The organism is Stieleria bergensis, assembly GCA_007745635.1.
GTDB lineage: Bacteria > Planctomycetota > Planctomycetia > Pirellulales > Pirellulaceae > Stieleria > Stieleria bergensis.
This window is the reverse complement of record CP036272.1, coordinates 5,421,376-5,446,276: the sequence shown is the minus strand read 5'-3', so window position 1 is coordinate 5,446,276 and position 24,901 is coordinate 5,421,376. Positions and strand designations below refer to the sequence as shown.

The 24,901-nt window shown below is 55.8% G+C and carries 20 protein-coding genes; 7 read left to right on the top strand and 13 right to left on the bottom strand.

Features of this window, described 5'->3' with window-relative positions:
- Window positions 1-356 precede the first annotated feature (356 nt).
- On the top strand, window positions 357-1,316 hold the full coding sequence (locus SV7mr_RS19075) for a DUF1571 domain-containing protein (protein WP_145275713.1): 960 nt from the start codon (window positions 357-359) through the stop codon (window positions 1,314-1,316).
- On the opposite strand, the gene SV7mr_RS25620 is transcribed toward SV7mr_RS19075, so the two are convergent.
- Entirely contained in the window at window positions 1,301-1,462 is a 162-nt protein-coding gene (locus tag SV7mr_RS25620) for a hypothetical protein (RefSeq protein WP_419187615.1), read from the bottom strand. The genes SV7mr_RS19075 and SV7mr_RS25620 overlap by 16 nt on opposite strands.
- Here SV7mr_RS25620 and SV7mr_RS19070 point away from each other — a divergent pair.
- Window positions 1,461-2,831: a transposase gene (locus tag SV7mr_RS19070; RefSeq protein ID WP_145270813.1), complete on the top strand. Its 1,371-nt coding sequence runs from the start codon at window positions 1,461-1,463 to the stop codon at window positions 2,829-2,831. The two genes, SV7mr_RS25620 and SV7mr_RS19070, sit on opposite strands and share 2 nt — an antisense overlap.
- Before the next feature lie 69 nt (window positions 2,832-2,900).
- On the opposite strand, the gene SV7mr_RS19065 is transcribed toward SV7mr_RS19070, so the two are convergent.
- Entirely contained in the window at window positions 2,901-4,226 is a 1,326-nt protein-coding gene (locus SV7mr_RS19065; RefSeq protein WP_145275711.1) for a leucine-rich repeat domain-containing protein, read from the bottom strand.
- Between the two features lie 728 nt (window positions 4,227-4,954).
- On the opposite strand from SV7mr_RS19065, the gene SV7mr_RS19060 reads away from it, so the two are divergent.
- A complete protein-coding gene (locus tag SV7mr_RS19060; RefSeq protein ID WP_145275709.1) occupies window positions 4,955-6,364 on the top strand; it encodes a Gfo/Idh/MocA family protein in 1,410 nt (469 codons plus the stop codon).
- Between the two features lie 140 nt (window positions 6,365-6,504).
- Here the strand turns inward: SV7mr_RS19060 and SV7mr_RS19055 are convergent, their stop codons facing one another.
- Window positions 6,505-7,617, bottom strand: a complete 1,113-nt coding sequence (locus tag SV7mr_RS19055; RefSeq protein ID WP_145275707.1) for a lysophospholipid acyltransferase family protein — start codon at window positions 7,615-7,617, stop codon at window positions 6,505-6,507.
- A 347-nt stretch (window positions 7,618-7,964) separates the two neighbouring features.
- On the opposite strand from SV7mr_RS19055, the gene SV7mr_RS25615 reads away from it, so the two are divergent.
- Genes SV7mr_RS25615 through SV7mr_RS19045 form a run of 3 tightly spaced genes read left to right on the top strand, consistent with a single transcriptional unit; the run spans window position 7,965 to window position 9,844 of the window.
- On the top strand, window positions 7,965-8,123 hold the full coding sequence (locus tag SV7mr_RS25615) for a hypothetical protein (RefSeq protein WP_419187614.1): 159 nt from the start codon (window positions 7,965-7,967) through the stop codon (window positions 8,121-8,123).
- A complete protein-coding gene (locus tag SV7mr_RS19050) occupies window positions 8,104-8,901 on the top strand; it encodes a sugar phosphate nucleotidyltransferase (protein ID WP_145275705.1) in 798 nt (265 codons plus the stop codon). Before SV7mr_RS25615 ends, SV7mr_RS19050 begins: the two co-directional genes overlap by 20 nt.
- Window positions 8,894-9,844 (top strand): ribose-phosphate diphosphokinase, encoded by a 951-nt coding sequence (locus tag SV7mr_RS19045; protein ID WP_145275703.1) that lies wholly within the window; start codon window positions 8,894-8,896, stop codon window positions 9,842-9,844. The genes SV7mr_RS19050 and SV7mr_RS19045 overlap by 8 nt, the downstream gene beginning before the upstream one ends.
- A gap of 191 nt (window positions 9,845-10,035) precedes the next feature.
- On the opposite strand, the gene SV7mr_RS19040 is transcribed toward SV7mr_RS19045, so the two are convergent.
- Window positions 10,036-11,541 (bottom strand): sulfatase family protein, encoded by a 1,506-nt coding sequence (locus SV7mr_RS19040; RefSeq protein ID WP_145275701.1) that lies wholly within the window; start codon window positions 11,539-11,541, stop codon window positions 10,036-10,038.
- 531 nt (window positions 11,542-12,072) lie between these two features.
- Here SV7mr_RS19040 and SV7mr_RS19035 point away from each other — a divergent pair.
- Entirely contained in the window at window positions 12,073-14,115 is a 2,043-nt protein-coding gene (locus SV7mr_RS19035) for a RecQ family ATP-dependent DNA helicase (protein ID WP_419187613.1), read from the top strand.
- 136 nt (window positions 14,116-14,251) lie between these two features.
- On the opposite strand, the gene SV7mr_RS19030 is transcribed toward SV7mr_RS19035, so the two are convergent.
- The 9 genes from SV7mr_RS19030 to SV7mr_RS18990 all read right to left on the bottom strand — a co-directional run bounded on the left by SV7mr_RS19030 (window position 14,252) and on the right by SV7mr_RS18990 (window position 24,789).
- Complete coding sequence (locus tag SV7mr_RS19030) at window positions 14,252-15,043, bottom strand: hypothetical protein (RefSeq protein ID WP_145275699.1); 792 nt, start codon at window positions 15,041-15,043, stop codon at window positions 14,252-14,254.
- A gap of 2 nt (window positions 15,044-15,045) precedes the next feature.
- The gene (locus SV7mr_RS19025; protein WP_145275697.1) at window positions 15,046-17,070 is read right to left on the bottom strand and encodes a serine/threonine-protein kinase; all 2,025 of its coding nucleotides are present in this window, start codon (window positions 17,068-17,070) and stop codon (window positions 15,046-15,048) included.
- Between the two features lie 84 nt (window positions 17,071-17,154).
- Window positions 17,155-17,772: a hypothetical protein gene (locus SV7mr_RS19020; RefSeq protein ID WP_145275695.1), complete on the bottom strand. Its 618-nt coding sequence runs from the start codon at window positions 17,770-17,772 to the stop codon at window positions 17,155-17,157.
- A gap of 210 nt (window positions 17,773-17,982) precedes the next feature.
- Window positions 17,983-18,804: a hypothetical protein gene (locus SV7mr_RS19015; protein WP_145275693.1), complete on the bottom strand. Its 822-nt coding sequence runs from the start codon at window positions 18,802-18,804 to the stop codon at window positions 17,983-17,985.
- A gap of 321 nt (window positions 18,805-19,125) precedes the next feature.
- Window positions 19,126-20,538 carry a tRNA (N6-isopentenyl adenosine(37)-C2)-methylthiotransferase MiaB gene (gene miaB / locus SV7mr_RS19010; protein ID WP_145275691.1) on the bottom strand — a complete coding sequence of 471 codons (1,413 nt, stop codon included), beginning with the start codon at window positions 20,536-20,538 and terminating at the stop codon, window positions 19,126-19,128.
- A 25-nt stretch (window positions 20,539-20,563) separates the two neighbouring features.
- A complete protein-coding gene (gene lpdA / locus SV7mr_RS19005; protein WP_145275689.1) occupies window positions 20,564-21,991 on the bottom strand; it encodes a dihydrolipoyl dehydrogenase in 1,428 nt (475 codons plus the stop codon).
- A gap of 247 nt (window positions 21,992-22,238) precedes the next feature.
- Complete coding sequence (gene rpsD, locus SV7mr_RS19000; protein ID WP_419187612.1) at window positions 22,239-22,847, bottom strand: 30S ribosomal protein S4; 609 nt, start codon at window positions 22,845-22,847, stop codon at window positions 22,239-22,241.
- 351 nt (window positions 22,848-23,198) lie between these two features.
- Complete coding sequence (locus SV7mr_RS18995; protein ID WP_145275684.1) at window positions 23,199-24,287, bottom strand: 3-oxoacyl-ACP synthase III; 1,089 nt, start codon at window positions 24,285-24,287, stop codon at window positions 23,199-23,201.
- Between the two features lie 268 nt (window positions 24,288-24,555).
- A complete protein-coding gene (locus tag SV7mr_RS18990; RefSeq protein ID WP_419187611.1) occupies window positions 24,556-24,789 on the bottom strand; it encodes a hypothetical protein in 234 nt (77 codons plus the stop codon).
- Window positions 24,790-24,901: the final 112 nt, after the last annotated feature.

The following is a 24,901-nucleotide window of genomic DNA, read 5'->3' as shown; positions in this document are numbered from 1 at the left end:
GTTCGTCCGGTGTGTGCTTGCACCACTGCTTTGAACCTGTTTGCATTCCGGCTGATGTTACGTTTCCCCGGGTCTTCTCTGGACCATCGCGATTTCATCGGACCGGGATTGCGTTCGTCCAGTGCGTGCTTGCACGCACCAATCAAATGACAGCGCACCGCTGGGCCGCAATCACGTGGATTTTCCGCATCCGCACCACCGGACTCGAAGATCTTCCATCCAGTGTGTGCCACGCACCCTCCCTGGCTGCCCCTTCTGGCAGCACGGAAGCCTCGGTTTTGGTATTGAGTTGCGCGTGGCGCATTTGTAACAAATAGACCGTGTAGTCGTTCACAACAGACGTTCAGGAAGCTCCCATGTCCACCCGCTCAAAATTTGTCTTTTTCATCGTAGTTTGCGTCTGCGGAATCGTGGGGTTTCGTCTCTTCGGAAAGGGGGAGGTCAATGGTTCGGTCGAAGTGGCGCCGCTAGGTGGAACTTCGGTCTCAGCCAAGACTCCTGACGCAGTGGATCCCTCGGCAGTCGCCGGCGTGGGAGAAGCCGGTGAGCCAGGATCCGCCAATGCGTCTAGCGGATCAGGCGTTTCGTCGATGCAACAAGTGATTGACATTGCCGAAGAGGCGCTGGTTTCAATGTCATCCAATTTGGAAGACTACACCGCCACCTTCGTCAAGCAAGAAAGTGTCAGTGGCACGTTGAGCCCTGTCACTCAGATGCAGATCAAGATTCAGTCGCGGATGCGCAATGAAACGGACGACGCACCGATGCGAATCTATTTGAAATTCGAACAACCTGAAGCCAACCAAGGGCGTGAAGTGATTTGGGCCGGCGACATGAACGACGGCAAGATGGCTGTGTACGAGCCGGTGATCCTATTGAACTTGAAAACACTTTGGCTGGACCCTACCGGACCGCTGGCCATGCGTGGTCAACGGTATCCCATCTACCACATTGGCTTGGTGCAACTGGTCGAAGAGCTGGTGGCTCGTGGGAAACGAGAAATCGGTAACCCGGATGTGACCGTTGCGCTTCAAGAAGGCTTTTCTTACGGCGATCGCACTTGCCAGTTGTTGACGGCCAAGCGATCCAAGCCCTCCGGCGGCGATCCTGCTGACGATTTCAGTCGCGCGGAAATTGTCTTTGATCCCAACGACAAACTGGTCTTGGCCTTTCGCAGTTATGGCTGGCCAGAAGAAGGTGCCGTAGACCAACAAGCACCGTTGTTAGAATCCTATGAGTATCGCGACGTGAAGCTCAACGTCGGGCTCACCGAAGAAGATTTTGATTATCAGAACGAAGGTTACAGCTTTCCGTAATCGTCAACGCCAAGCGGTGCATCGGCCGCCCGGCAATTGGTGCGTGCAAGCACCACTGCTTTGAACATGTTGTGATTCGGATTGACCTTGCTTTTTCCTTGGTTTTTTGGCCCAATTAGGATTTCCTCGTACCGGGATCGGGTCATGGACGACTTTGCCAATAAGGTTCAAGCAGCGGCTTCGCTTGCAGATGCTCTCTTTGTTTGCTGGCGATACATCGCAGATGAGAAGTGTCTCAACCAGGTCTTTGAAAGATCGCGGGGGCGTTGCTATTCGCGTGAGGTCTCGTTTCCGCTCATCGTGCAACTCGTCCATGATGCTCTTACCCAGCACGCTGGAAGTGGAAACCAGAGCTTTGAGCACGCTTCTCAGCAAGGAACATTGACCGCGTCGAAGAGAGCGGTTTATGGCAAGCTGGGACGCATGCCTGTGGAGGTGACCGTTGATTTATTCTCCACCATGGCGGATCGACTGCTCGCCCTCTTTCCTCAGGAAAACCGAAAGTCGTTACCCGCCTGTTTCACCTCCTTCAAAGTCCGAACCGTCGATGGCAAGACAATTAAAGGCATTGCCAAACGCCTCAAGCCTCTACGTAACAGTCAAGAGGGGTTGATTGGCGGCAAGGCGTTGGTTGCCACCGATTATCAGACAGGAACTGCGGTCGGCTTAGCGGTGGACACTGACGGTGACGCCAATGATGTTCGTCTTCTGCCACGCTTGCTTGAGGACGTTCGAAAACGCACACAGGGGAAGCAACTTTGGGTAGGAGACCGGCAGTTTTGCGATCTCATTCAGCTTGGGCGTTTCAGCGAAAACGGTGATCACTATGTCGTCCGCTACAACGCAAAAAACAGCTTTTTCCGGGATGAAAATGAAACTGTCCGCGAAGGCCTCGATGTCAATGGGCGAGCTTATACCGATGAGTGTGGGTGGCTGGGAGCTGACTCCAACAAGCATCAATGCTACGTCAGACGGATCACGCTCGAGCTTGATGATGGTGCGGAGTTATCGATCGTAACGGAGCTTTTTGGCGTTCGCAAATATCCAGCTGCCGATCTTTTGTATCTCTATGGAGAGCGTTGGGAGATTGAGCGTGTCTTCCAAAAGGTCACCGAGGTGTTTAGTCTCGAGAACTTGATCGGAAGTACACCTCAGGCAGGTTTGTTTCAGTTTGCAATTTGCCTTTTGCTTTACAACCAACTGCAACTTCTACGCAGCTACATTGCTGGGCATCAAGACCGAGAAACGGAGATGGTTTCGATTGAGAAACTGTTCATAGATGTCCAGCGCGAACTAGTCACCTGGCAAGTTCTGTTGTCAGGGTTTGATATCGAGACACTCGTTCCGATACGAAACGCAGGGGCTTCTCAGCAGCATCTGCATGAGTTGCTACGAATACGGTGGAACGACTTCTGGATCAAATCGACGAATTCCAAGAAACGTAAGCCGCAGAAGCGGAAAACCAAAAAGCGTCCAAAATCCGTGCACAAGATTCTGAACGCGAAAACAGACTAACCAAAGATGTTCAAAGCAGTGGTGCAAGCACGCACCAGTGCGAATCGGCTGGAGCCCTTCAGCCCTGGATCAGGTTTCGGTGTCTTGAATGGTCAGTTCGCTGTTGGCTTCTTCCAACGCGTCCATGGCGTCGTAGCTGATCTGTGTGTTGGCCACATTGATGATCTTTAACGCAGGCAATTTCCCAAGCTTCTCAAAGCCTTCGTCGGACAGTCGTTGGACGCCGGCCAGGTTCAGATTGGTCAGCTTTTGGAACTTCAAGATCGTATCGATTGACGCGTCGCTGACGTTGCAGGCTTTGAGGTTCAGTTCCGTCAAGTTGGTCAGAGCTGACAAGCCATTCAGAGCATCGTCGTTGAGTTTGCTTTCCCAGAAATTGAGGTAAGTCAAATTGGTCAGGACATTCAACTGCGTGATGCCTTCTGGCGAGATCAATCGGCATTCGGATAGATCTAAGTAAGTCAACTTGCTGAACGTAGCGATCACTTTCAGTCCCTCGTCGTCCACGGACGAGTCGCGCAAGTTCAGTCGGTTGATGTTCTTCGCTCCGGCGACTTGCTTGATCCCTTCACCGGTGATGTCACAGCCACGGATGCGAAGTCGCGTCAGTCCACTGAGTCCCTTGAGCGACTTCATTCCCTCGTCGGTGATCTTGCAGTAGTCGAGTTGGATTTGCTGCATGCTGGAGATGCCGCCCAGGACTTCGAGGGTCGTGTCGGAGAGCGTGGTGCAGTAGTTTGCATTGAATGATTTCAAAGGCAGCTTGGCGATTTCCTTGACACCGACGTCGGTGATCTTTGACTTCTCAAGTTGCAAGTCCGCCAGGGAGCTCATCTGGCCAATCGATTTCATGCCTTCGTCCCCAATGTTGCTGTTGCGCAAATCCAGCGCTCGCAGTGTCTTCAGGCCGGTGAGTTTTCCCAGGCCTTGATCGCTGACGGTGGTCAGTCGCAGGTTCAGGACTTGCAGCTTGGGCAGTTTGGCCACCGTGTCCAGAGTGGCATCGGTGATTTTGGTGCCTTCGAGCGAGAGTCGCTCAAGCGGCAGGTCAGCCAGGATTTCCAGCCCTTTGTCAGTGCAACCGGGGCCGCTGAACGTGGCTCGCGTGACATTGGGGACGCCGGCCAGTTGGGCAAAGGTTTCGCTCTTGTCCGAGTCACAGTGGACCGTGAAGGCGGTCACCACGCCATTCTCGACGGTCAGCTTAAAGTCGGCAGCTTCCAAGGCTTCGATGGCTTTGGGATCATCGGGCTTGGGGTTCGCGACTTCTGGGCTGCTCGTTTCAGCTTCCTTCGGCTTGGGTTCGCAGCCGACCATCAAGGGCACCGACAGAGGCAGGGCGATCAGCGTTGCGGAAAGGACAAGGCGGCGAAGTTTCGGACTGGTGGGACGCATGTGTGTTCGGCTCGCTGGCGGGAAAGGAGGGGCTCTTGGGTCATGGATGTGGCGTCGTTTGGCACCGTCAAAGCGGCGTTAAAGGACAGCCCATTTCAAGCAGAACCACCAGTTTAGGCAACGATTGGCAAGAGTAAACCACTGAAGACGGCAAGACTTCGGGGGGGGAAGCATTTGGCGGGAATCTGACGGCTGGATCACTTGTCCTCTGTCCCGGGGGAGATTCAGGGGGCTCTGGATCGGATTCTGGTACGGTTTTCCGTCGGATTCACGCGTTGTCGATTGAGAACCAAGGTTGTGTCGGTTATCCTAACCTGGCTTGTAGCGTGAATGAACGCCGGTAAAAGGCGTCTGGGGCCAGCAGTGGTTCCTTGTCTCATTCGCTTCATCAGCATCAATCATCCGGCCAATCCAGTTCTCACCAGAGGGGCTTTCGCAAAGCTCTCATTGACTGGAAAGAGCAACCGAGCTTGGCCGGGGAGCGATGATCTGGACGCAAGCATCCCACCTTGACGTTTATCGTTCGCGTGATCAGCGAGACAACTTTGACTTCCCTGCAAGTGATTGCTCACAGAACACGTTCCCACCGTCAACGTTGACCGAATTGCCAAATCGCTATTGTTGACTTGCCTCTTGGGCTGTGTTGACACTGTTTGACAGTGCTCAGAATCAGCCAAGTGGTCAGCAAGTGTGTCGACATCCTTCAACACTATTATTAGGAAGAATTAATGACTAAACGCACGACTCGCCGTAGCTTCATCGGCCGCAGCGCTGCTGCTGGTGCCGTTGGGGTTGGCTACTGGGCCGGCACCACTCCGCAGTTGAACGCTCAAGAATCCGCTTTGCAAGGACTTGCTGCCGGTTGTATTGGTGTGGGTGGCAAAGGCGGTAGCGATACCAGTCACATCGCCGAGCAAGGTGTCAACATCGCCGCTTTGTGCGACGTGGATGGCAACACCCTGAACAAGAAGGGGCGTGAGTTCAAAGACGCGCAGAAGTTCGATGACTTCCGGGAAATGCTGGACAAGATGGGCGACAAGATCGACATCGTCACTGTCAGCACGCCGGACCACACGCACGCGGCTGCTGCAGTTCGTGCGATGCGAATGAAAAAGCACGTGTACTGCCAAAAGCCTTTGACATGGTCGATCGCTGAAGCTCGCTTGATGCGTGAAACCGCTGCTGAGCAAGGCGTCGTCACACAGATGGGCAACCAAGGTACCAGCGAGAACGGACTTCGCGAAGCAGTTGAAGTGATTCAAAGCGGCGCGATCGGTGACGTCTCCTCTGTTCACGTTTGGTCAAACCGTCCTGTCTGGCCGCAAGGCAAAGGGCGTCCGGCAGGTGAAGATCCAGTGCCAGAGTCACTGAACTGGAACGCTTGGATTGGACCTGCTCCGATGCGACCTTACAAGCAAGGCGCTTACCACAGCTTCAACTGGCGTGGTTGGGTTGACTTTGGAACCGGTGCCCTGGGCGATATGGCCTGTCACACCACCAACATGCCCGTCATGGCGCTGAAGCTTTGGGATCCTGTTGCTGTGACTGCAACCAAGAACCCAGGTCTGTTCGAAGGTGAAACCTTCCCATCAAGCAGCTCGCTGATGTTTGAATTCCCCGAGCGTGATGGCTTGGTGCCTTGCAAGTTCTACTGGTACGATGGCGGCGAACTGCCCGCCCAGAACTTGATTGACATGCTGCCAACCAGGTTCCAAGAGCGTATCGCTAAGCAACGTGCGGGTGGTCGCAAAACCAGTGGTGCGTTGGTCGTCGGTAGCAAAGGCGCTATCTTCAGCGAAAACGATTACGGTGCCAGCTACACCATGCTGCCCGAAGCAGACTTCGCCGACTACAAGAAGCCAGAGCAGACGCTGCCACGCATTCCGTTTAACTCCGGTGGCGATCAGCGACAAAAATGGGAATTCGTTGCCACGGTCAAAGGTGAATACGAGCCCGGCACGATGAGCAACTTTGGTTACGCAGGCCGTTTGACCGAGACCATCTTGGTCGGCAACTTGGCACTTCGTGCCGGTGAAGGCAAGCGAATCGCTTGGGATGCTAAAAATCTCAAGAGCACCAACATGCCAGAGATCAATCAGTTCGTCAGCCGCGATTATCGCAGCGGTTGGGAAGTCTGATCGAGGGTTTTGTCAACCACTTCAGAGCATCAATGAACAGAAACCGCGTGGCCTTGGCCACGCGGTTTTTTCGTTGGTGATCGGCTTGCTGGATTCGTCGATCGCCGAGTCTCTCTCGGTGAGCGCGGTGCAGACTGGGGTCAAGTTGCCGCTTCGTCCGATATCACTTGGGCTTGTTCAAGCTTCTTCTGCCGAGCCTTCTCCAGACGCTTGACCGCTCGCGGTGGCGGTGGTCGCCAGCGGCGATGCAGCCACCAGTATTGCTCGGGGGCTTCGCCAATCACTCGGGCCAAGGTTCGATTGTACCAGTCCGTTAGATTTGCAACTGATTGACAGCTTTCATGTGTTGGATTCAGCGGATCGGCGACGCCGAGGCAGCCAGTTTCAAACTGCATTGGACGGGTGCCGATCCGGCGTGCATAGCCGACCAGCATCGGCGCTTTGGCGGTCAGTGAAAACAGTGCCAAGGCTTTATGGCAACTCGCGGGAACCCCCAGGAAGTTCGTCCAATGGCCTTTCTCGCCAGCATGTTGGTCCGCCAAGATCGCCAGCTTGCCAGCGTTTAACATGTGCTGATCAATGAACGCGGCGCAGCCTTGCTTGTCGACCATGATTTGGCCGTTGGCACCGCGAAAGCGAAGCATCCAGTCATGCAGGTACGGGTTATCCAAGCGACGGGCGATGGTGACGGTATGGATTCCCATTAACGAGGTCAGGTAGTTGGAAATCTCGAAGTTGCCGAAGTGACCAGAAACCAGCACCACCGGTCGACCAGACAGGTAGCGGGTCATCACGTGCTGATTGTTGACAAAGGTGATGTGTTTGTGCCAGTTGGTCAGGTGCAGTCTTCGCGGTGCCCACGCGATCTCGCACATCATCATGATCAGCGAATGCCACATCGCGACTTCGAGGTTTTGTTTCTGCTGGGCGCTGGCGGCTGGCATCACTGCCGTCAAGTTTTCCTGAGTTGTCTGGCTGCGAATTTTCAGTCTGAGGGCAAAGAGCCTGGCCAGTCGACGAGCGATCGAATCCACCGCGTCATAGGGCAGGATCTGAATCACGCAGATGAACAACCTGGCGATCACGTACAGCAGCAAATCGATTGCCTGGCCGGTCGGACGCTCACGCCACGCCGCCCAGCCCGTTTCCGCAGGCTTGAGTTCGCATTGGTAGAGTGCTTTCCGCAATGAGACCGGATCGACAGGCGGAGGTTGATGGTCAGCGAGCGAGACGGGAGTGGTAGCAGTGGTCATTCGGTGCGGCGCCGATCAGAATCAGTCGAGCTCGTTTCAGTGCAGGATCGTGATGCACGATTGGTTACCATTGAAGTCTCTTGTTGGGACTGGCGTCTGAATCGACATCAGTCAGAGAGCCGTTTGGGCAACCTTTAGAGGGTCCATTGTGGCACAACAGGCAGGTCGTCCACTAGACCGGTTTGGGCAGGCCACAGTCAGATTTCTCGCACGCGGTAGCCGGATTCCAGGCCGTCGGCGGGTTTTCAGCCTCGGCAAAACGGCTTCGATGAAAACTGTGTGACTTGTTGACCGTTCTGGGGCTCACGGGTACGAAAGACCATTCAACTTCGCTAGGATACGGGCCCGTGATCGCTCCGCAATTGGCAGGGCTGGCGACGGAGCGTTGGCTGGAATCGCGTTCCACCGTTGCGGGCAATGACTGTTCCATTACCAAAGTCAGTGAAGCGGCGTCTTCGCTGGTGCTACAAACGCTGCAATTGAATCATGACAAACTCACTCGCTGACGGATCGCAGGGCACTCCGCAGGTTCCCGCCGAAGCGTGCGCCATCATTTTGGCTGCCGGCAAAGGGACGCGCATGCAGTCCGAACTGCCCAAGGTACTCTGCCCAGTCGTTGGTCGGGCAATGATTCACTTTGTCATCGATGCGTTAGAGGCCGCCGGAATCAAACGCCAGATTGTGGTTGTCGGCTACCAAGCAGATGCCGTCAAAGCGGAGTTGCAAACTCGATCGTCAAGCAACATCGAATATGCACTTCAGGCAGAACAATTAGGGACCGGTCACGCCGTACAGATCTGCCAAGACTTACTGGCCGAGCAAACCGGTCCAACGATTGTGGTTGCCGGTGATTCCCCCTTGATTCAAGCGTCCAGTCTGGCCACCCTGTTAGAGCACTTTGCAAAGCATCAGCCTGCATTGCTGTTGGGCACTTTGATGAAGGATGATCCGACAGGACTCGGGCGGGTTGTTCGCAATGAAGCCGGAGAGTTTACCGGTATTGTCGAACACAAGGATGCCACCGAGCAGCAACGTGCCATTCAGGAAGTCAATATGAGCACGTACCTGTTCCAGACCCCTGATTTGTTGTCATCATTGTCACAACTAAAAAGTGACAATGCACAAAACGAATACTACTTAACCGATTGTGCACGACTGTTGCGTGAAGCCGGTCGTCCGGTTGAAGCCTTGCCGGCGCTGCAACCCTGCGAGTCATTGTCGATCAATAACCCGCAAGAATTGGAAATCGTCGATCGGCAAATGCGAGCCATGGGATATGCGTGAACTAAAAATCTTTAGCGGACAAGCTAACCCTGATCTGGCGAAGAAGATCTGTCGGCATCTGCACATGGAGCCGGCAATGATCTCGCTAGGGAAGTTTCCTGATGGCGAAAACTATTGCAAGCTGGACGAAGATGTCCGCGGCCGTGACGTCTTTTTAGTCCAGTCGACTTGTCCACCGGTCAACGACAATCTGTTCGAACTGCTGGTCATGATCGACTGCTGCAAACGCGCCAGCGCCGAACGTATCACCGCCGTGATTCCCTATTACGGTTACGCGCGTCAAGATCGTAAAGATGAAGGCCGTGTGCCCATCACCGCCAAAATGGTCGCTAACTTAATCGTTCGCGCCGGTGCCGATCGTGTACTGACCATGGACTTACACGCCGCACAGATCCAAGGCTTCTTTGATGTGCCAGTGGATCACTTGTATGCCGCCCCGGTCCTGAATGAGTACTTTAGCGAACGCGGGATGGTGAACGAAAAAATCGTCGTCGTCAGTCCCGACGAAGGCAGCATTAAGCGTGCCGTTGGCCACGGAAAACGCCTAGGCGCTCCGCTGGCCATCGTTGATAAACGGCGTACCAGTGCGTTGGAAGTTCAGCAGAGTACCATCATTGGTGGCCCACTGGATGACAAAATTGTGCTGATGTTCGATGACATGATCAGCACCGCGGGGTCGATCTGTGGTGCGGCAAAGCTGGTCAAGGAATCGGGTGCGAAAGAGATTCATATTGCGTGCACCCACGGTGTTCTCTGTGGGCCGGCAATTGATCGTCTTCGCGAAGCACCGGTCGATTCGATCATTGTGACCGATTCGATCCCAGTGCCAGAGGAAAAACGCTTGCCCAATTTGGTGCAGTTGTCCGTTGCTCCGCTGTTGGCCGAAGCCATCAAGCGGATTCACCATGATCAATCGATCAGCGAACTGTTCCGCGAACGGTAGGCGATCTTGATTCGCAGCGGCCAGAACGCAGCGGCCAGAACGCAGCGGCCAGAACGCAGCGGCCAGAACGCAGCGGCCAGAACGCAGCGGCCAGTGCGGAGTGGCATGCAACAGGTTTGCCCTTCGCTCCGCCAGAGATTGTGGTTGGGGTTTTGAATGCCCAACCACCTTTCCCGCTGCGACGTGGCTGGCTACCAAACCAAGGGCAGCTCTTTGTCGCCTGGTTGCATCCGTCCCGGTGGTCGCGTTTGGTTACCTTTGGTTTTCTTAGCGTTGTCACCAAGCGCTTTTCGGTAACGCTCTGCGGCCGCCTCCAGTTCCGCGACGACTTCAGGAAACTCTGCTGCCACATCGGTGGTTTCAGAGAGGTCGTTGTCCAGATCGTACAACGCTTTGGCTGCTTTGGCGCTCTTGTAAGGTACGGGCAATCCTGCGGTGCCACCGGGGTGTCCATCAAGCGTGCGATACTGGTGCGGAAAAACAAGCTTGAAGCGATCATTGCGGACGGCTCTTAATCCACCGCCGTAATAACATGCGAAGGCTTCGTGCGGCGACTTGGCTGCTTCTTTTCCGAACAGCAAGGGGCTGATGTCGTGGCCATCAATGGGATGGTTGGGAAGTTCGGCACCGATCAGTTTGGCAACGGTTGGCAGGACGTCGATGCTGCTGGCCAGTTGGTCGCAGGTTGTGCCCGCGGGAATCTTTCCCTTCCACCACATCAGGGTCGGCTCCCGATAGCCGCCTTCCCACATCGTGCCTTTGCCTTCGCGAAGTGGCGTCGCTTTTCCACCATGTGTTCCATAGGAAAGCCAAGGGCCGTTGTCGCTGGTAAAGATCACCAGGGTATTGTGTTCGACACCGATGTCTTCGATCGCTGACAGGATTTGACCGACCGACCAGTCAACTTCCATCACCACGTCGCCGAAGAGTCCCTTGCCACTTTTGCCTTCAAACGCTTCGCTGCAAAACAGCGGCACGTGAACCATCGGATGGGGCAGATACAAAAAGAACGGCTGGTCTGGATCGCGTTTGATGAACTCCACCGCACGCTCGGTGAACTGTTTGGTCATCTGTTTTTGGTCGTACGGTTGCATGCTGTCGATGACAATTTCCGTGCCCTCGATCATCGGCAGTTCTGCCCAGGGGATGCTTGCTTTGGGGTCCTTTTGGCGTTTGGCAACCGATGCTGGGTGGCGTGGCCACATGTCGTTGCTGTACGGGATGCCATAAAATTCGTCAAAGCCATGGCTGGTAGGCAGGAACTTTGGATGGTGTCCGAGGTGCCATTTTCCATAAGCCGCCGTTCGGTAGCCTTGACTCTGGCAGAGTTCTGCCAGGGTCAATTCGTCTGCGTTGATCCCGATATTGGATTTCGGTCCCAAGGCACCTTGGATCCCGATGCGTTGGTGGTAACACCCGGTCAGCAAGGCGCTGCGGGAGGCACTGCAGACGGCCGAGGACACACAGAAGTCAGTGAACCGACGGCCTTCAGCAGCCATTCGGTCCAGGTTCGGCGTTGGGTAGCCAGTGTCCCCAAAGGGATTGATGTCTGCATAACCCATGTCGTCAATGAAGATCACGACGACGTTTGGTTTCGATGGACTTGGCGGGGCCGCGGTGACGTGTTGGATCGCCGTGCTGGCGATCAAGCAGGCCGCCAAAAAAGACGGGCACAGCAATGGAATCAATCGGTTCATGAGCGTTCAACAAATGGGAGCAAGGGCGAGGGCAAAGGCAAGGGCGGCAAGGCCTGATTCAACAGTCGGGCGCTTGCCACCGGGGGAAGTCCTCAGTATACAATGAACCTGCAGTCGTCTCATTGCCGTCAGAATTCTGACCAATGAGATCGTTGGAATTCATTTCGTTTTCCTCTGTGACGCTCAACCGACCGTTCTTTCCTCTCACGTCTTACAGGTTCTGAAATCTTTTTTTGGCAGGGCAAGATGCCCGACAGAAGCTCCGTCCACCCGTTGCATGGGTAGGCCCATCGGATCACCACGAGGTGTCGCTGGTGATTCACATGGAGACGGCGACTGTCTGCCTTGCGACTCTGGTTGCAAGGTCCAGTGGTGTCCGCGTGGCACTGACAATCGCGTTTATGATTGAGATTCATCTTCTTGACGAGCAAGGTTTGGCTTGACGCCGCACGCGTCGGCCAAAAGTCGCATGTTGCGATGCGATGAGGTCTCATCTTTCGTTCAACGGATTCCCTTGCCGAGGAAGATTTTATGTCTGTTCACTCATCGAACAATCAGTCAGTTTGCATGCCTCCATCAGCCCCATCAGAACCGGTCAATCAGCCGGATGATGAAACGCATCAGCAGCTGATGCAACAAGCCGAAGCCTGTTTGGCGGAACAATTTCAGTTGCCCGGGTTTCGTAGCGGTCAGCGGCAAGTGATTTCAGCGCTGTTAGCCGGTCGCAATGTTGCAGCGGTGTTTCCAACCGGCGGTGGAAAAAGTCTGTGTTATCAATTGCCCAGTCAGGTGTTGCCAGGGACGACGGTGGTGGTGTCGCCTTTGATTGCCTTGATGAAAGACCAGTGCGATGCACTGGCCGAACGTGGGATTCGCGCGGTGCGACTGGATTCAACGCTCAGTGATTCTGAATACCGTGACGCCATTCGATCCATTCGTGACGGCAGCACCAAGTTGCTTTATGTGGCTCCCGAACGCTTCTTTAACGAGCGGTTTGTTGCTGCGATCGGCCATCTCAATGTCTCGTTGTTTGCGATTGACGAAGCGCATTGCATCAGCCAGTGGGGGCACAACTTTCGACCCGACTATTTGAAGCTGGCTGAGCTGGCCAAGCGACTGAAAGCAGAGCGCGTTTTAGCACTGACTGCGACCGCGCCACCGCCAGTGTTGCAGGACATTCGTGACACCTTTTCGATCAGCGAGCAAGATGCGGTTCGCACACCGTTCTATCGGCCGAATCTGCAACTCAAGAGTTCTGTGGTCAGCATCGACCAGCAGTACAACCTGCTGTTGCAGCGGATCAAGTCGCGCCCTGTCGGTCCGACGCTGATCTACGTGACGAAACAGAAAACGGCTGAGGACATCGCCGAACGCTTGACCGGCGACGATGTCGCTGCCCTGCCCTATCACGCTGGGTTGCCATCGGAAGAACGCGAACGTGTTCAGCGACACTTTCTGGAGTCCGAAACAGCCACCATCGTGGCCACGATTGCCTTTGGCATGGGGATTGATAAAAGTGATTTGCGCTATGTGTATCACTTTAACTTGCCCAAATCAATGGAGTCGTATGCTCAGGAGATTGGCCGCGCCGGTCGTGATGGCAAACCGTCGACCTGCGAATTGCTGCTGTGTCCAGAGGATCGTGTGATCCTCGAGAACTTCGTCTATGGGGACTCTCCTGATCGCCGGCGGATGAAGCACCTGTTGGAGGTCATCTCCGGACAGCCCGATGAGTTTCATCTCTCGTACTATCATCTCTCGCATGAGACAGACATTCGCCCCTTGGTGATGCGGACGCTGCTGACGTACTTGGAACTCGATGGTTACTTGCAAGCCACCTCGCCACGCTACAACACCTATAAAATTCATCCACGGGTAACCTCGGCTGCAATTCTGGCTAACTTCGACGGTGAACGCAAAAAATTTCTGAGCGGTGTTCTGGGGCAATTGACCAAGGCCAGGAAGTGGTTTTTGCTTGACGTTACCGGGACGGCCAAAATGCTCAACGAAGAACGCAGTCGCGTCGTCAAAGCCGTTGAATTCATGGCGGCGCAGAACTGGATCGAAGTCCAAGTCAGTGATCTCGTGCACGGCTATCGAGTGCTCAAACCAATGGATGACGTTGACGTTTTAGTGGAACGCTATTGTCAGCGGATTGATCAACGTGAAACCAACGAGGTCGAACGATTGGACATGGTCATGCAGTTGGCCATGGCGACGAAGTGCCTTTCCGCAGCACTCTCGGAGCACTTCGGTGAGACGCTGGATGAGCCCTGTGGACAATGCACGCATTGTCTCGGTGAAGGCGATTTCGAATTGCCAGCGATTGCCAATCGCCCGATAGGAGATGCCGCCACGCGAGCCATTCAGTTGATCAGTCAGAAATCCGGAGAAATCTTGGTCTCCCCGCGCGATCGAGCGCGTTTCCTATGCGGCATGGCCACGCCCAAAATGCAACGCAAACGCTTGACACGTGAGCCGGATTTTGGCGTCTGTGATCACATTGCCTTTTCTGAAGTCGTCAAGCAGGTCGAAGCCCTGGGGGATTTGGGGCGTCCCAAGCAAACGTTTTAGAGCCTCGAGTTCGCCGTCACGACGCGCAAGCGGTAGGTGACCGTTTTCAGAGGGGCGACACGGCCAGTTCCCATCAGCCGTTTTGGCGTTCGCCACGGCTTGCTGGCATGCAGATCGGCGGCTAGCGCCACAGCCGCTAGCTGTATCGCTTGGCGGCCATGTTGAGGACAGACGTTAATAGGACCAGTCCGGCAAAGCTCGCTGCGATCCCCAGTCCGGTCACTCGCATGCGTTCGTCCAGCAGCTCTTCCCGGCAGGCCTGCTGCAGAAACGCTCGGGCTTGGTCATCGAAATGCAGCTGCACTGCAATTTCGTGCATCTCCTGATCACCAATGGAGAGCGTGCCGACGTGGGTTCGCGAGACCAGTTCCTTATCAATCCACTGCTGTGTGATCGTTTCCGGATTGCACTCCCGCCCGGTCAAGTTTTGGGCATACAGTTCCACCGCCGCGCGAACCAAGACAGGCAGCTCTTCGTTGCACTGTTCTTCTGTATCCCAAGGCTGCGTCACAACCACCCAGCTATGGTTGCTGCCTTTCAGGTAGGGTGTTTTCTGGCTGGCCCAGCCCGGTCGATCCGGTGGGTAGGTGACATGGTCCAGCGGCGCCACGGAGAGTTCTCCAGACGCTTGATCGTCTTGGGAAGCGCCCACCGTTGGCTGCTCTTGCGTTGGCTGCTCTTGCGTTGGCTGCTCTTGCGTTGACTGATCTTGCGTTGACTGATCTTGCGTTGACTGATCTTGCGTTGACTGATCTTGCGTTGACTGATCTTTGCTTGACACTGCATCGCTTGACGCAGCATCCGTTGATTCAGTCGCTACTGAGTTTGCAGTCGTTGCTTCTTGAGCAAAGCTTGCATTGGCGAAACCAACGATGGCAATCATCGCAACGACCCAGAATCCGGTTGCGGCAGGAAAAATTGATTTCATCCCTAGGCCTCTTGTGCGATGTTTTTGGAAGGGTTTCGTTTGCCAGCGATGGCGTCACTGTAATCCGCTGGGCGAATCCAAGGTGCCGACATCTGGACGGTCACTGCCAGCATGCCGGCGATCAGGAAACCCGCGGGCTGTGGCACCGGGAAAATTTGCTGGGTCAGCCAAGCGAAGACGCAGATCACGGCCACGCTCCAGAGGCTCAGGCGACTCTTGCGTAGCGGATCGGCAGGTCTCCACCAGCGAACCAGAAAGAACAGCAAGGCAAAGTGGGCCATCATGCCGGCTGGCTTCATGGTGCCATCTGTCTCGTACAAGGCCACTGGCCGTGCGTTGCCAAGCCATGAATCCTGGTCGGCCACCATCGGCAGCATGAATGCTTCGCATGCGCCGTAGGCAACCAAACCGACCATGGCACCCAGGCCTGCCAGAACCAACCGGCGCGTGAGTGCTTCGCCTTCGTCGCGTTCCCAAAGTTTTCCGGCGGCCAGCAATACAGCGGCGCTAACCAGTGAGATCACTCCGATACCGACATAGTAGGCGATGTCGGTGAGTTCCACTGTCTTTTCTCGCAGCCCGATCACGGCCAGTCCGGTGGTCATCGCCGCCACGGTCAGCAGTGAAGCCACCCATGACGTGCTCAGTTCCGCTGCACGCACGACAGGATGTTTGGCTCGCATGGCGTGCCGAACCTCCTGCTGCAGTTGTGCTGGACTCAAGACCCGTGAGGCCGCGCTTTGAGCGGCAAGTTGACTGGCCTGTGCGTAACTCGGTTGCTGCGTGGTTTGCAGCACGATGGCTCGCACAACGTAGTACGGCACGTAAATGACACCCAGCATGATCAGCAGTGGTAGCAGCCAACCGGTGTGCATCATCAAGACCACGCCGATGACAATAGCCACGACTGCTTGCAAGCCCGGACGTTGGTCCATCGATCGCCACCAGCCACTGAACTCCTTGCTGCACGTACGAATCGCACGCAGTACGGGTTCTTCCTGGCTGGGCGACGAACCTGGTTCCACCACGGGGGCCTCTTGCGGTGCTGTTTTCGATTCCACCTCTGCGTTCGCTGCCCTCGCGTGAAAGCCCGACGCGGAATGGTGTTCGGTTTCCAGATTTGGCGTGCTGGCCGGGGCCGCCGGATTGGGCTCAATCACGGCTGCTGAGCTCAACTGGATCACCTCATCGTCAAGATTCAGTGACGCCATGAATTCAGCAACGCTGGACGGTCGCTTGGCGGGGTCTTTTTCCAGGCTGCGAGCAATCACGTCGCGGTATGGCTGGGGGACTGGGCTCAGATCTGGAACGGCGGTCAAATGCTTGACGATAATCTCATGGCAGGACTCGCCATCAAAGGGGACGCTGCCAGTGATCATTTCATGCAGGATCACGCCCATCGCATAGATGTCAATCTCGCGGCCGTATTGGCCTTTGCCAATCTCGGGAGCCATGTAGTGAAAGGTCCCGACACTTTCGGTCTGGCCGCCACGCTGGGACGATGAAATGAACTTGCAAAGTCCGTAGTCACCGATCTTCACGACTCCCTGGTCGTCAAAGATGTTGCCGGGTTTCAAGTCGCGGTGAACCAAGCCTGCCGAATGCAAGTGCGACACACCGCCAGCGATCCCACGCAGCCAGCGATCGACCTCGCTGGGCGCTAGTCCGTTTGGATGGTCGTCAAGCGATTGACGCATGTTGTCGCCAGCGACGTACTCCATCACCACCCAGGATCGTTTCTCGCTGTCCTGGCAAATGTCGAACAGCGAAATCAGGTTGGGGTGCTTGAGATTCAGGCACTGTGAAACGCCACGCAATTCAATTTCAAGATTGCGTTGAATGCGTTTTAATGCGACTTCCTTTCCGGCCTGTGAAACGGCAAAGTACACTTCGCCAAACCCACCAATCCCGATGCCTCGGCGAATGGTGTACGGCGGCAGCGGACTGGAGCCTGGAGGAAATGTAAAGGACATAGCCGAGGCGCGTTCCGGCGATTGATAGACGGTTGATTCGATGGTCTGGTTCATTCTAACGTGATGCTCCGTGGCGTCATCAAATCTTTGCGTTGAAACGAGAATGTATTGGTGTCGTCTGGCCTCAGTCGGGCTCCCTTAGGCAGGCTCAATCATCATGGCGACTTCATCGATGACAATGGACTGCGTTTCGGTCAACCGGATCCAAGGATTGGCCTGCGGTTGCTTCTTAAGCTCCTGTTTTGCAGGCACGTTTTGGGGCCCGCTGGGGCGCTGACGTAGTTTCCAGTGGCCGTTGCGATAAACCAGCAGGAACGATTGTTCCAGTTGGCGGCAGCGGATGTGGTTGCTGGCTTCCGGGCCAATCAGGATCGTCTGATCGACCAACAGCATGCGGTCAATGTGATCGTCAAAGCGGTGTGGCGGCTGCAGTGTCAGCACCGCGGTCTGTGACAAACTGGAGGGGACGTGGATCTGCAGCTGTGCTGATCCGGCAACCGGCACCACTTGGCCAGGGACCAGCAGTGACGCTGGCATCTCCCGGCAGTGCCATAAGTAATCGTTTTCGCTGCGAACGATCTTTCCCGCTTGTCGCGGCCAATCCGCTCGCACTCGGACGTCGGCAGGTTGTGGGCTGCCGGCTTGGCCGAGTGTGAAGGAGTTCCCGACCAGCAAGCCAAAACCACCGCAACCATCAATCCATAAACGCCAGGCGGATGCTTGGGCATTGGTTTGCGGTTCGGTGGTCACGTTCATCGGTCAGGTTGGGTGAGGTGACACGCATCAGCCGTTCTGGCTTTTGTCACGGTTTTAAGTGGGTTGGGACATTGTCCCCGAAAAGTGAGCCTAACGCCCGGCGGCTAATGCTCGTGAGCATTAGCCGGTTTGCCGCGAACCACCGTTTGGTTTGTCACCGTTCAGTTTATTGCAGCAGTTGCAGTGCAGCTTTGTGCTGCTACGTTGTCACTAGTCAAGCTGGATCGCAACCAGTTCTGACGAGTCTTCTTGCTTTTCGGCCTGATCCTTGTCGCCGAAGTAGCTAGCGATTTCATCCAGCAAGTCTTCGTCATTCGGTTCATCCAGATTGATCTCACCGAAATATTCTACATCAACGTTCAAGGTTTCTTCTTGGACATCAATGTTCGTGGCGATGTCATCCAGCAAGCGCCGCGTGTTGGACAGATGGCTGTCGTCCAAGGCCAGGGTGCTGGTGGTTTCAGCCAGACGCAAGGCACCCAAACGAGCTTGCAGGTTTTCCACTTCGACTTCTAGTTGTCGTTTGGCACTAAGCATTTCATCCATGCGGCGCTCGGCGGTGGTCAAGGATGCCTGGCGGGCGCCGAGCATTTGACGCAATTTGTCAGCCGTTGCCTGACGGGTCTTGAATCGCTTGAAGCGATTGCCCACGTCTTCTTTGACTTGTGCCGAAGTGTAGCGATGGCCGGCGTAGGTGTACTCGGGCAAGTCCGCATTCAGGTCGTCGGTCAATCGCTCGATGTCTTCTTCTGCCTTGATCAATCGCTGATCGGTCTCTTTCAGCTCTTTCTCTAGCCGTGTGACTTCAATCTTTTCCGTCGCAATCCGTTTGGCGTTCTTTTGAATCTCTGGCTTCAAGTCGCCAATCATTTGACGCGCTTGCTTCAGTTTCCATTCCAACGGCATGGCGTCGTTGGCTGATTCGGTCAAGGAAGTGACACCGCAGCGAAGGTAACTGACTGCGGGAAGGCCGACGGCTAAGGTGGACAACAACGCGACCGCTCCGCCGGTGACGATGGCTTTCTTCAACATGGTTTGAATCCCAAATAGTGGCTTGACGGGGCGGGTCGCTCACTGTCGACTCGCCATTCGAACACCTATTCGGCACCAACTTTGGAATCTTGGGGCGAACTGAGAAAAAAAATCTCAAGCAGTCCCTTTGGGTGGCGAGTTGCCTGTGGCCTCGTTTTTTGGGGGCATTTTTGGCGTTTGCGTTCGTCCGGTGCGTGCTTGCACGCACCAATTGCCCGGGTTTGCTGGACGATTTTGAAAGAGATTGGTGCGCGCAAGCACGGCACCCGACGAAGAATGGTGCGTGGAAGAGTCGCACGGTGAGCCAGCCGACGAGGAGGGTTACAGGCTGATCGAGACGACGTCGACGGTTTTGACGCGGCCGATCAGGGTGTGGGCGCTGACATCGTCGACATGCACCTCCAATAGCTGGCCCGCTTGGCGACGATTGCCATCAAAGACAACGATTCGATCGCATTGCGTGCGGCCGGTCATTTGCACCACCTGTGCTTCGGGGTCAGCCGTTTCGGCGGCCTTCTTGCTCAGCCCCTCGACAAGCACTTGAACATCCTGTCCCAGTAGTTTGGCGTTCTCTTCTTTGGCGACGCGGTTTTGCACTTCTAGCAAGCGATGATTCCGGTCGGCTTTGACTTCGCGCGGCACATCGTCTTCTAAGATTTCCGAGGCCTTCGTCCCCGGTCGCACACTGTACTGGAAGATGAAGCTATTTTTGAAGCGACAGCGTTCCACCAGTGCCATCGACTTTTCAAAGTCTTCATCGGTCTCGCCGCAGAAGCCGACAATGAAGTCACTGCTGACGGCGGCTTCGGGCAAGATGCGTTCGATGCGTTCAAACATTTCCATGTAGTCTGCGATCGTGTAACCGCGCTTCATTCGTTTGAGCACCGCATCGCTTCCACTTTGGGCTGGCACGTGCAGGTAGGGTGAGACTTTGGGCAGGTCGCGTACTGTGATCAGCAGTCGTTCGGTCATGTCTTTGGGGTAGTTGGTCACGAACTTAATGCGATCGATTCCATCGACTTCATGCAGCATCTCCAGCAGCGAAGACATGTCGGTCACGTCCCCGTTGTCGCGGAATTTGTAGCTATTGACGGTTTGCCCCAGCAGGGTGATTTCGCGACAGCCTTGTTCGGCCAGGATTCTGGCCTCTGACACAATTTGCTGTGGTGGTCGGCCTTGTTCAGGGCCACGTGTGTTAGGCACCACGCAGTAGGTGCAGAACTTGTCGCAGCCGATTTGGATTCGCAGGTAGGCCTGGAACGGGGTCGGGCGCATCGAAGGATCACGTAATGGATCAAATGTTTCGTGGCTGCGGGCAACGATGGCTTGCTTGTCATCTTTGCGGCCCAGTGAGACGGCCATTTGTCGGCCTTCACCGTTGCGCACGTTATCCAGCAGGTCTGGGATGGTGTGCAGTTGGCCGGGGCCGACGACCATGTCGACGTACGGGGCGCGTTTAAAGATGATGTCTTGATCTTTCTGGGCCATGCAGCCCATCACGCCGATGATTTTGTCAGGCTGCTTTTGTTTAGAAGGGCGAATGGTGCCCAGCGCGCTATAGATCTTTTCCTCAGCGTGTTCGCGAACACTGCACGTGTTGTACAAAATGCAATCGGCTTCCTCGGGTGTTTCAACCAGGGTGTAGCCATGCCGTTTCAAGTCGGCGATCACCATTTCGCTGTCCAGCACGTTCATCTGGCAGCCGACGGTCTTGATATAAACACGTTGTGACATAGTGCAGTGCCGATCGAAGTCGGGATTAGGTACGTTTTGGTTTGAAAATTTCGGTGGCGGTGCCAAAGTGCACTTCACCGGCATTCATCAAGGTTTCGCTAAGCGTCGGGTGTGGGTGCACGGTGTCGGTGATGTCATGCACTTCGCAGCCCATTTCGATCGCCAACGCGGCTTCGGCGATCAGTTCGCCAGCTCCCGATCCAACGATCCCGCAGCCCACGACTCGGCCGCTTTCCGGATCAACCAACCATTTGGTTAGGCCTTCGGTGATGCCTAGTGCTTGAGCTCGTCCGCTGGCAGCCCAGGGGTAGGATTCCACCGAGACGTTGACGCCATCGCGTTTGGCTTCTGTTTCAGTGATGCCCGCCCAGGCAATTTCTGGATCGGTGAAGACAACCGCGGGGATGGCTTTCTTGTCAAAGTTGCTGGACTTTCCGGCCAGGACTTCAGCCGCCACGCGACCTTCGTGAGTGGCTTTGTGAGCCAACATTGGATCGCCGGCAACGTCGCCAATGGCCATGATATGTGGGTCGGAGGTGCGTTGTTGATCATCGCACTCCACAAAGCCACGCTCGTTGACTTTGACGGCCGTGTTTTCCAAGCCCAGTCCGCGAGTCACAGGACGACGGCCGATGCTGACCAAAACGCGATCATAACGCTCGTGGCCGTAATGCTCGGGGCCTTCGAATGTGACTTCAATCTGGTGGTTGACTTCGGCCAGCGAGCCGACTTTGGTGTTCGTGAAAACGCGATCTTCGCAGAGCTTCTTGATGCGTTTTGCCAGCGGCTTGACCAAGTCTGGATCAGCACCGGGCAGTAGGCTGGGTGCCAATTCAACGACGGTGATTTGGCTGCCCAGGTTCGCGTAGACGCTAGCCATTTCCAGGCCAATGTAGCCGCCGCCGACGATCAGCATGGTGTCGGGGATGTCGACCAAGTTCAATGCGCCGGTGCTATCCATCACGCGATCGCTGCCGATGTCGAAAGCCGGTGGCATTGCCGGCACGCTGCCGGTGGCCAAGATGCAATGATCGAACGTGATCTGCTTGTCGTCTGGAATGGACTTGTGATCGCCTTCCAGTGAGATCGTGGTTGAATTGACAAAGGTGCCACGAGCCTGAATGACGTTGACTTTGCGGCGTTTGGCCAAATTGCCCAGGCCGCCGGTCAAGTTCTTGATCACCTGATCTTTCTGAGCACGCACTTTGTCGATGTCGATGTTCGGTTTGCCCGCGTACTCAACGCCCCAGTGAGCTCGCAGGTCTTCGACTTCGTGAATCACCTTCGCGACGTGCAGCAACGCTTTGCTGGGGATGCAACCACGCAGCAAGCAGGTGCCCCCGAGTCGAGGTTCGGCTTCCACAATGGTGACTTCCAGTCCTTCGTCGGCAGCCAAAAAAGCAGCCGCGTATCCACCAGGACCTCCGCCAAGAACGACAACAGAGCTATGCATGATTGATCAAACGCTGAGGGAAGGGATCGAGAGAAACGGCTTGTGGCAGCACTCGGCACACGCCACCGGTTAGGCAAAACCCAACGTGGCCGCAGCAGCCAACGGCTGCGTCGAAAACAAACACGCTGATAAACAAAAACGGACGTCGAAACGTCCGCTCGCGATGATTTCTATTGTATTGCCAAATCGTCCGCTGCGAACCCGTTGATGGCAGGTTCGCGGTGCGGCAAGCTGACCGATAGGCGACCTATCGAGACAGGAATTCGACAACCGCGTTGGCGTCAACCGGCAGGCTGATGTCGCTTGCTCCGGGCAAGCCCAGGACGGTTGCTTTCAGGTTTTCGCTGTCAAAGCTAACCCAGTCCAGCGCGTCGGGGGCTGCGTTGGCGATCACGCCACGGTAGAGGTTTTTCAGGCCTTCGCGGTCGCGAACTTCAACAATGTCGCCGGGGCGAAGCATGTAGCTGGGCTTGTCGACTTTCACGCCATTGACGCGGAAGTGGCCGTGCGCGACGCCTTGGCGTGCTTGGGGCCGTGTTTTGGTGAACCCGACGCGACGAATCACGTTGTCCAGGCGACGCTCGCACATCAGCAACAACAATTCACCGGTGTTGCCCGCTTTGTGAGTGACCGCATCAAAGTACCGTCGTAGCTGGCGTTCACCCAATCCATAATAGTGCTTGATCTTTTGCTTCTCTTGCAACGCTGCCCCGTAGTTACTTGGGCGGCGGCCGCGAACGTGCATCCCAGGAGGCGAATTGCGGCGGTCAAGTGCTCGTGCAGCACCTGCAGTTTCGTAAATCAGCGTGCCTAATCGACGGTTAACGCGTGCTTTTGGGCCGGTGTAACGTGCCATAAAGTTTCTCCTGTGACTGCCTTGCCAGCCCATCAGATGAGGCCAGAAAACGCAGACATTTGGTTTGAAGGAATGGGTGGTCGTGTCTGTTGAGGATTGCTTTGTGAATCCCTCAACCGAACGTCGACCAGCCGGCGCGATCCGCGGTTGAAGTGAGTTGGCGGCGGTGAAACAGCGTTTCGAGTCGCCAACGCACGTCCATCCAGGGCAGTGAACCTGCAAAGCAAACAACTTATTTGCTCTCGGTCGCGCGACGGATTTTCGTTTCAGGGGGCAGAGTGTTGCCGCAAAACGGCGTTTTTTCAAGGGCAACGAGTGAATTTCGGGCCTCGTGGACACAGATTCTGGCCGTTACTCTTGGTCAATCTGGTCCAAATTGCCGGCAATCGCGGTTTCGCCCCAATTGGTGCCCAGCATCACACTGTTAATGCCAGAGCCAATGCCCAGCAGTGCCGTGTTCTGGCCCGGTCCAAAGTCGCCTCGCTGGCCGGCCGCCGCCACCGTCAGAGGCAGGGCCACCGATCCGGTGTTGCCCAGCTGAGGAAACGTCACGCTGTCGGTTTCACTGGGCAGGCCCATCGCTTGCAGCATCGCTTCGCGGTGTCGAATGCCGACTTGGTGGCAGGCCGTTCGGTCGATCTGGTCACGCTGCCAGCCACTTTCAGCCAGCAGCTTCTCAAATCCAGCCACGCCCGTGGCGATGCCCTCGGCCATCAGCTTTTCGGAATCAGTTTCCATCAGCGGCTGCATGCCTGCGCCGGCCGAGTCGCTGTCGCTCACACATAAATCATGGTGCTGCGTGCGTGCATGTGCGACGGCGGTTTCGATGCGAGTTGCTTGGGGAGCCAGGCTTTCATGAGTCAGCAACCAAGCACAGCTGCCCGAGCCGATGGTCAGCGAGGCAAAGGCTCCTTTGACGGTTTTGCGAGTCAGAGACTGGTCGCGATTGAGTGCATCAATCGTTGATTCCAGCAGCATTCGGCTGTTTTCAGTCCCGACGACCAAGCCGGCCTGGATCGCGCCGGCCTCGATCTGGCTGGCGATTTGTACCGCTCCATTGATCAGTCCCAGGCACGCATTGGAGACATCATAGACCCAGCAGTCCGCTGATAGCCCGATCCCGTGGTGGACTTTGGACGCCGTGGCGGGTTCTAGAAAGTCTCGGCAGACGCTGGCATGGATCAGGCAGCCGACCTGTTCGGGGCTGATGCCCGCCGCTTCTAAGGCCGCTTTGCCCGATTCGATGCTAGGGCCGCTGGGCGACGTGCCCGGCGTCCAGACTCGTCGATTGGAGATCCCAGACATCAGTTCCAGACGCCCCTCGGGCAGTTTTAATCGGCTGTAAAGAGGCTCCAGACGACGTTCAATCGCGTCGCTGGACCAAACTTCCTGAGGGACCATTGCACCGATGGAGGCCAGTCGAACCTGTTGAAATTTCACGAGATCGGATCACCAGAGGAAAAGGTCTGCTGCTAAGAAGTTACAGAGTTTAGCCGGCTTTGGCAGCGTGCCCAGTACAAGCACGCACCAGTCTCCCCCGGTTGGTTGCCGTAGTTGCACGCACCAGTCTCCCGGTAGCTTGCCGTGCTTGCACGCACCAGTGCTCTAAAAATCTTCGGTTTAGCGAGGTCAATTGGTGCGTTCAAGCACAGCACCGGACGATTTCAATCCCGGTGCGAGCACATCGCAATTGCCCCGAGCGGGGCCGTTAGCTGGACTGGCGCGGCGACTTTCTCGCTTGTAGTTTCATGCCTTGGTGATGAAGCAACAGCACTCCCAAACAAAGAAACGCGACCACGACCCAGCTGATCCTGGTTCCGTTGAGATCAATCACCGGGCCCATGTCAAAATGAATTGCAACGCACACGGCGTGCACGACTAAGGTGCTGGCCAAGAGCAGGGCCAGAAAGAAGGTCACAAATAACAGGTTCAAATGGTGCATGGTGATGCCTGGTCCGACGGGAGAGAAAGGGAGGTTGGTCGGGGCAGGAATCAGCAGGGCGGGAATCACTCCATTTTAACGGTGCCAGGCCTGAAGGGGACAGCTGGTTCGC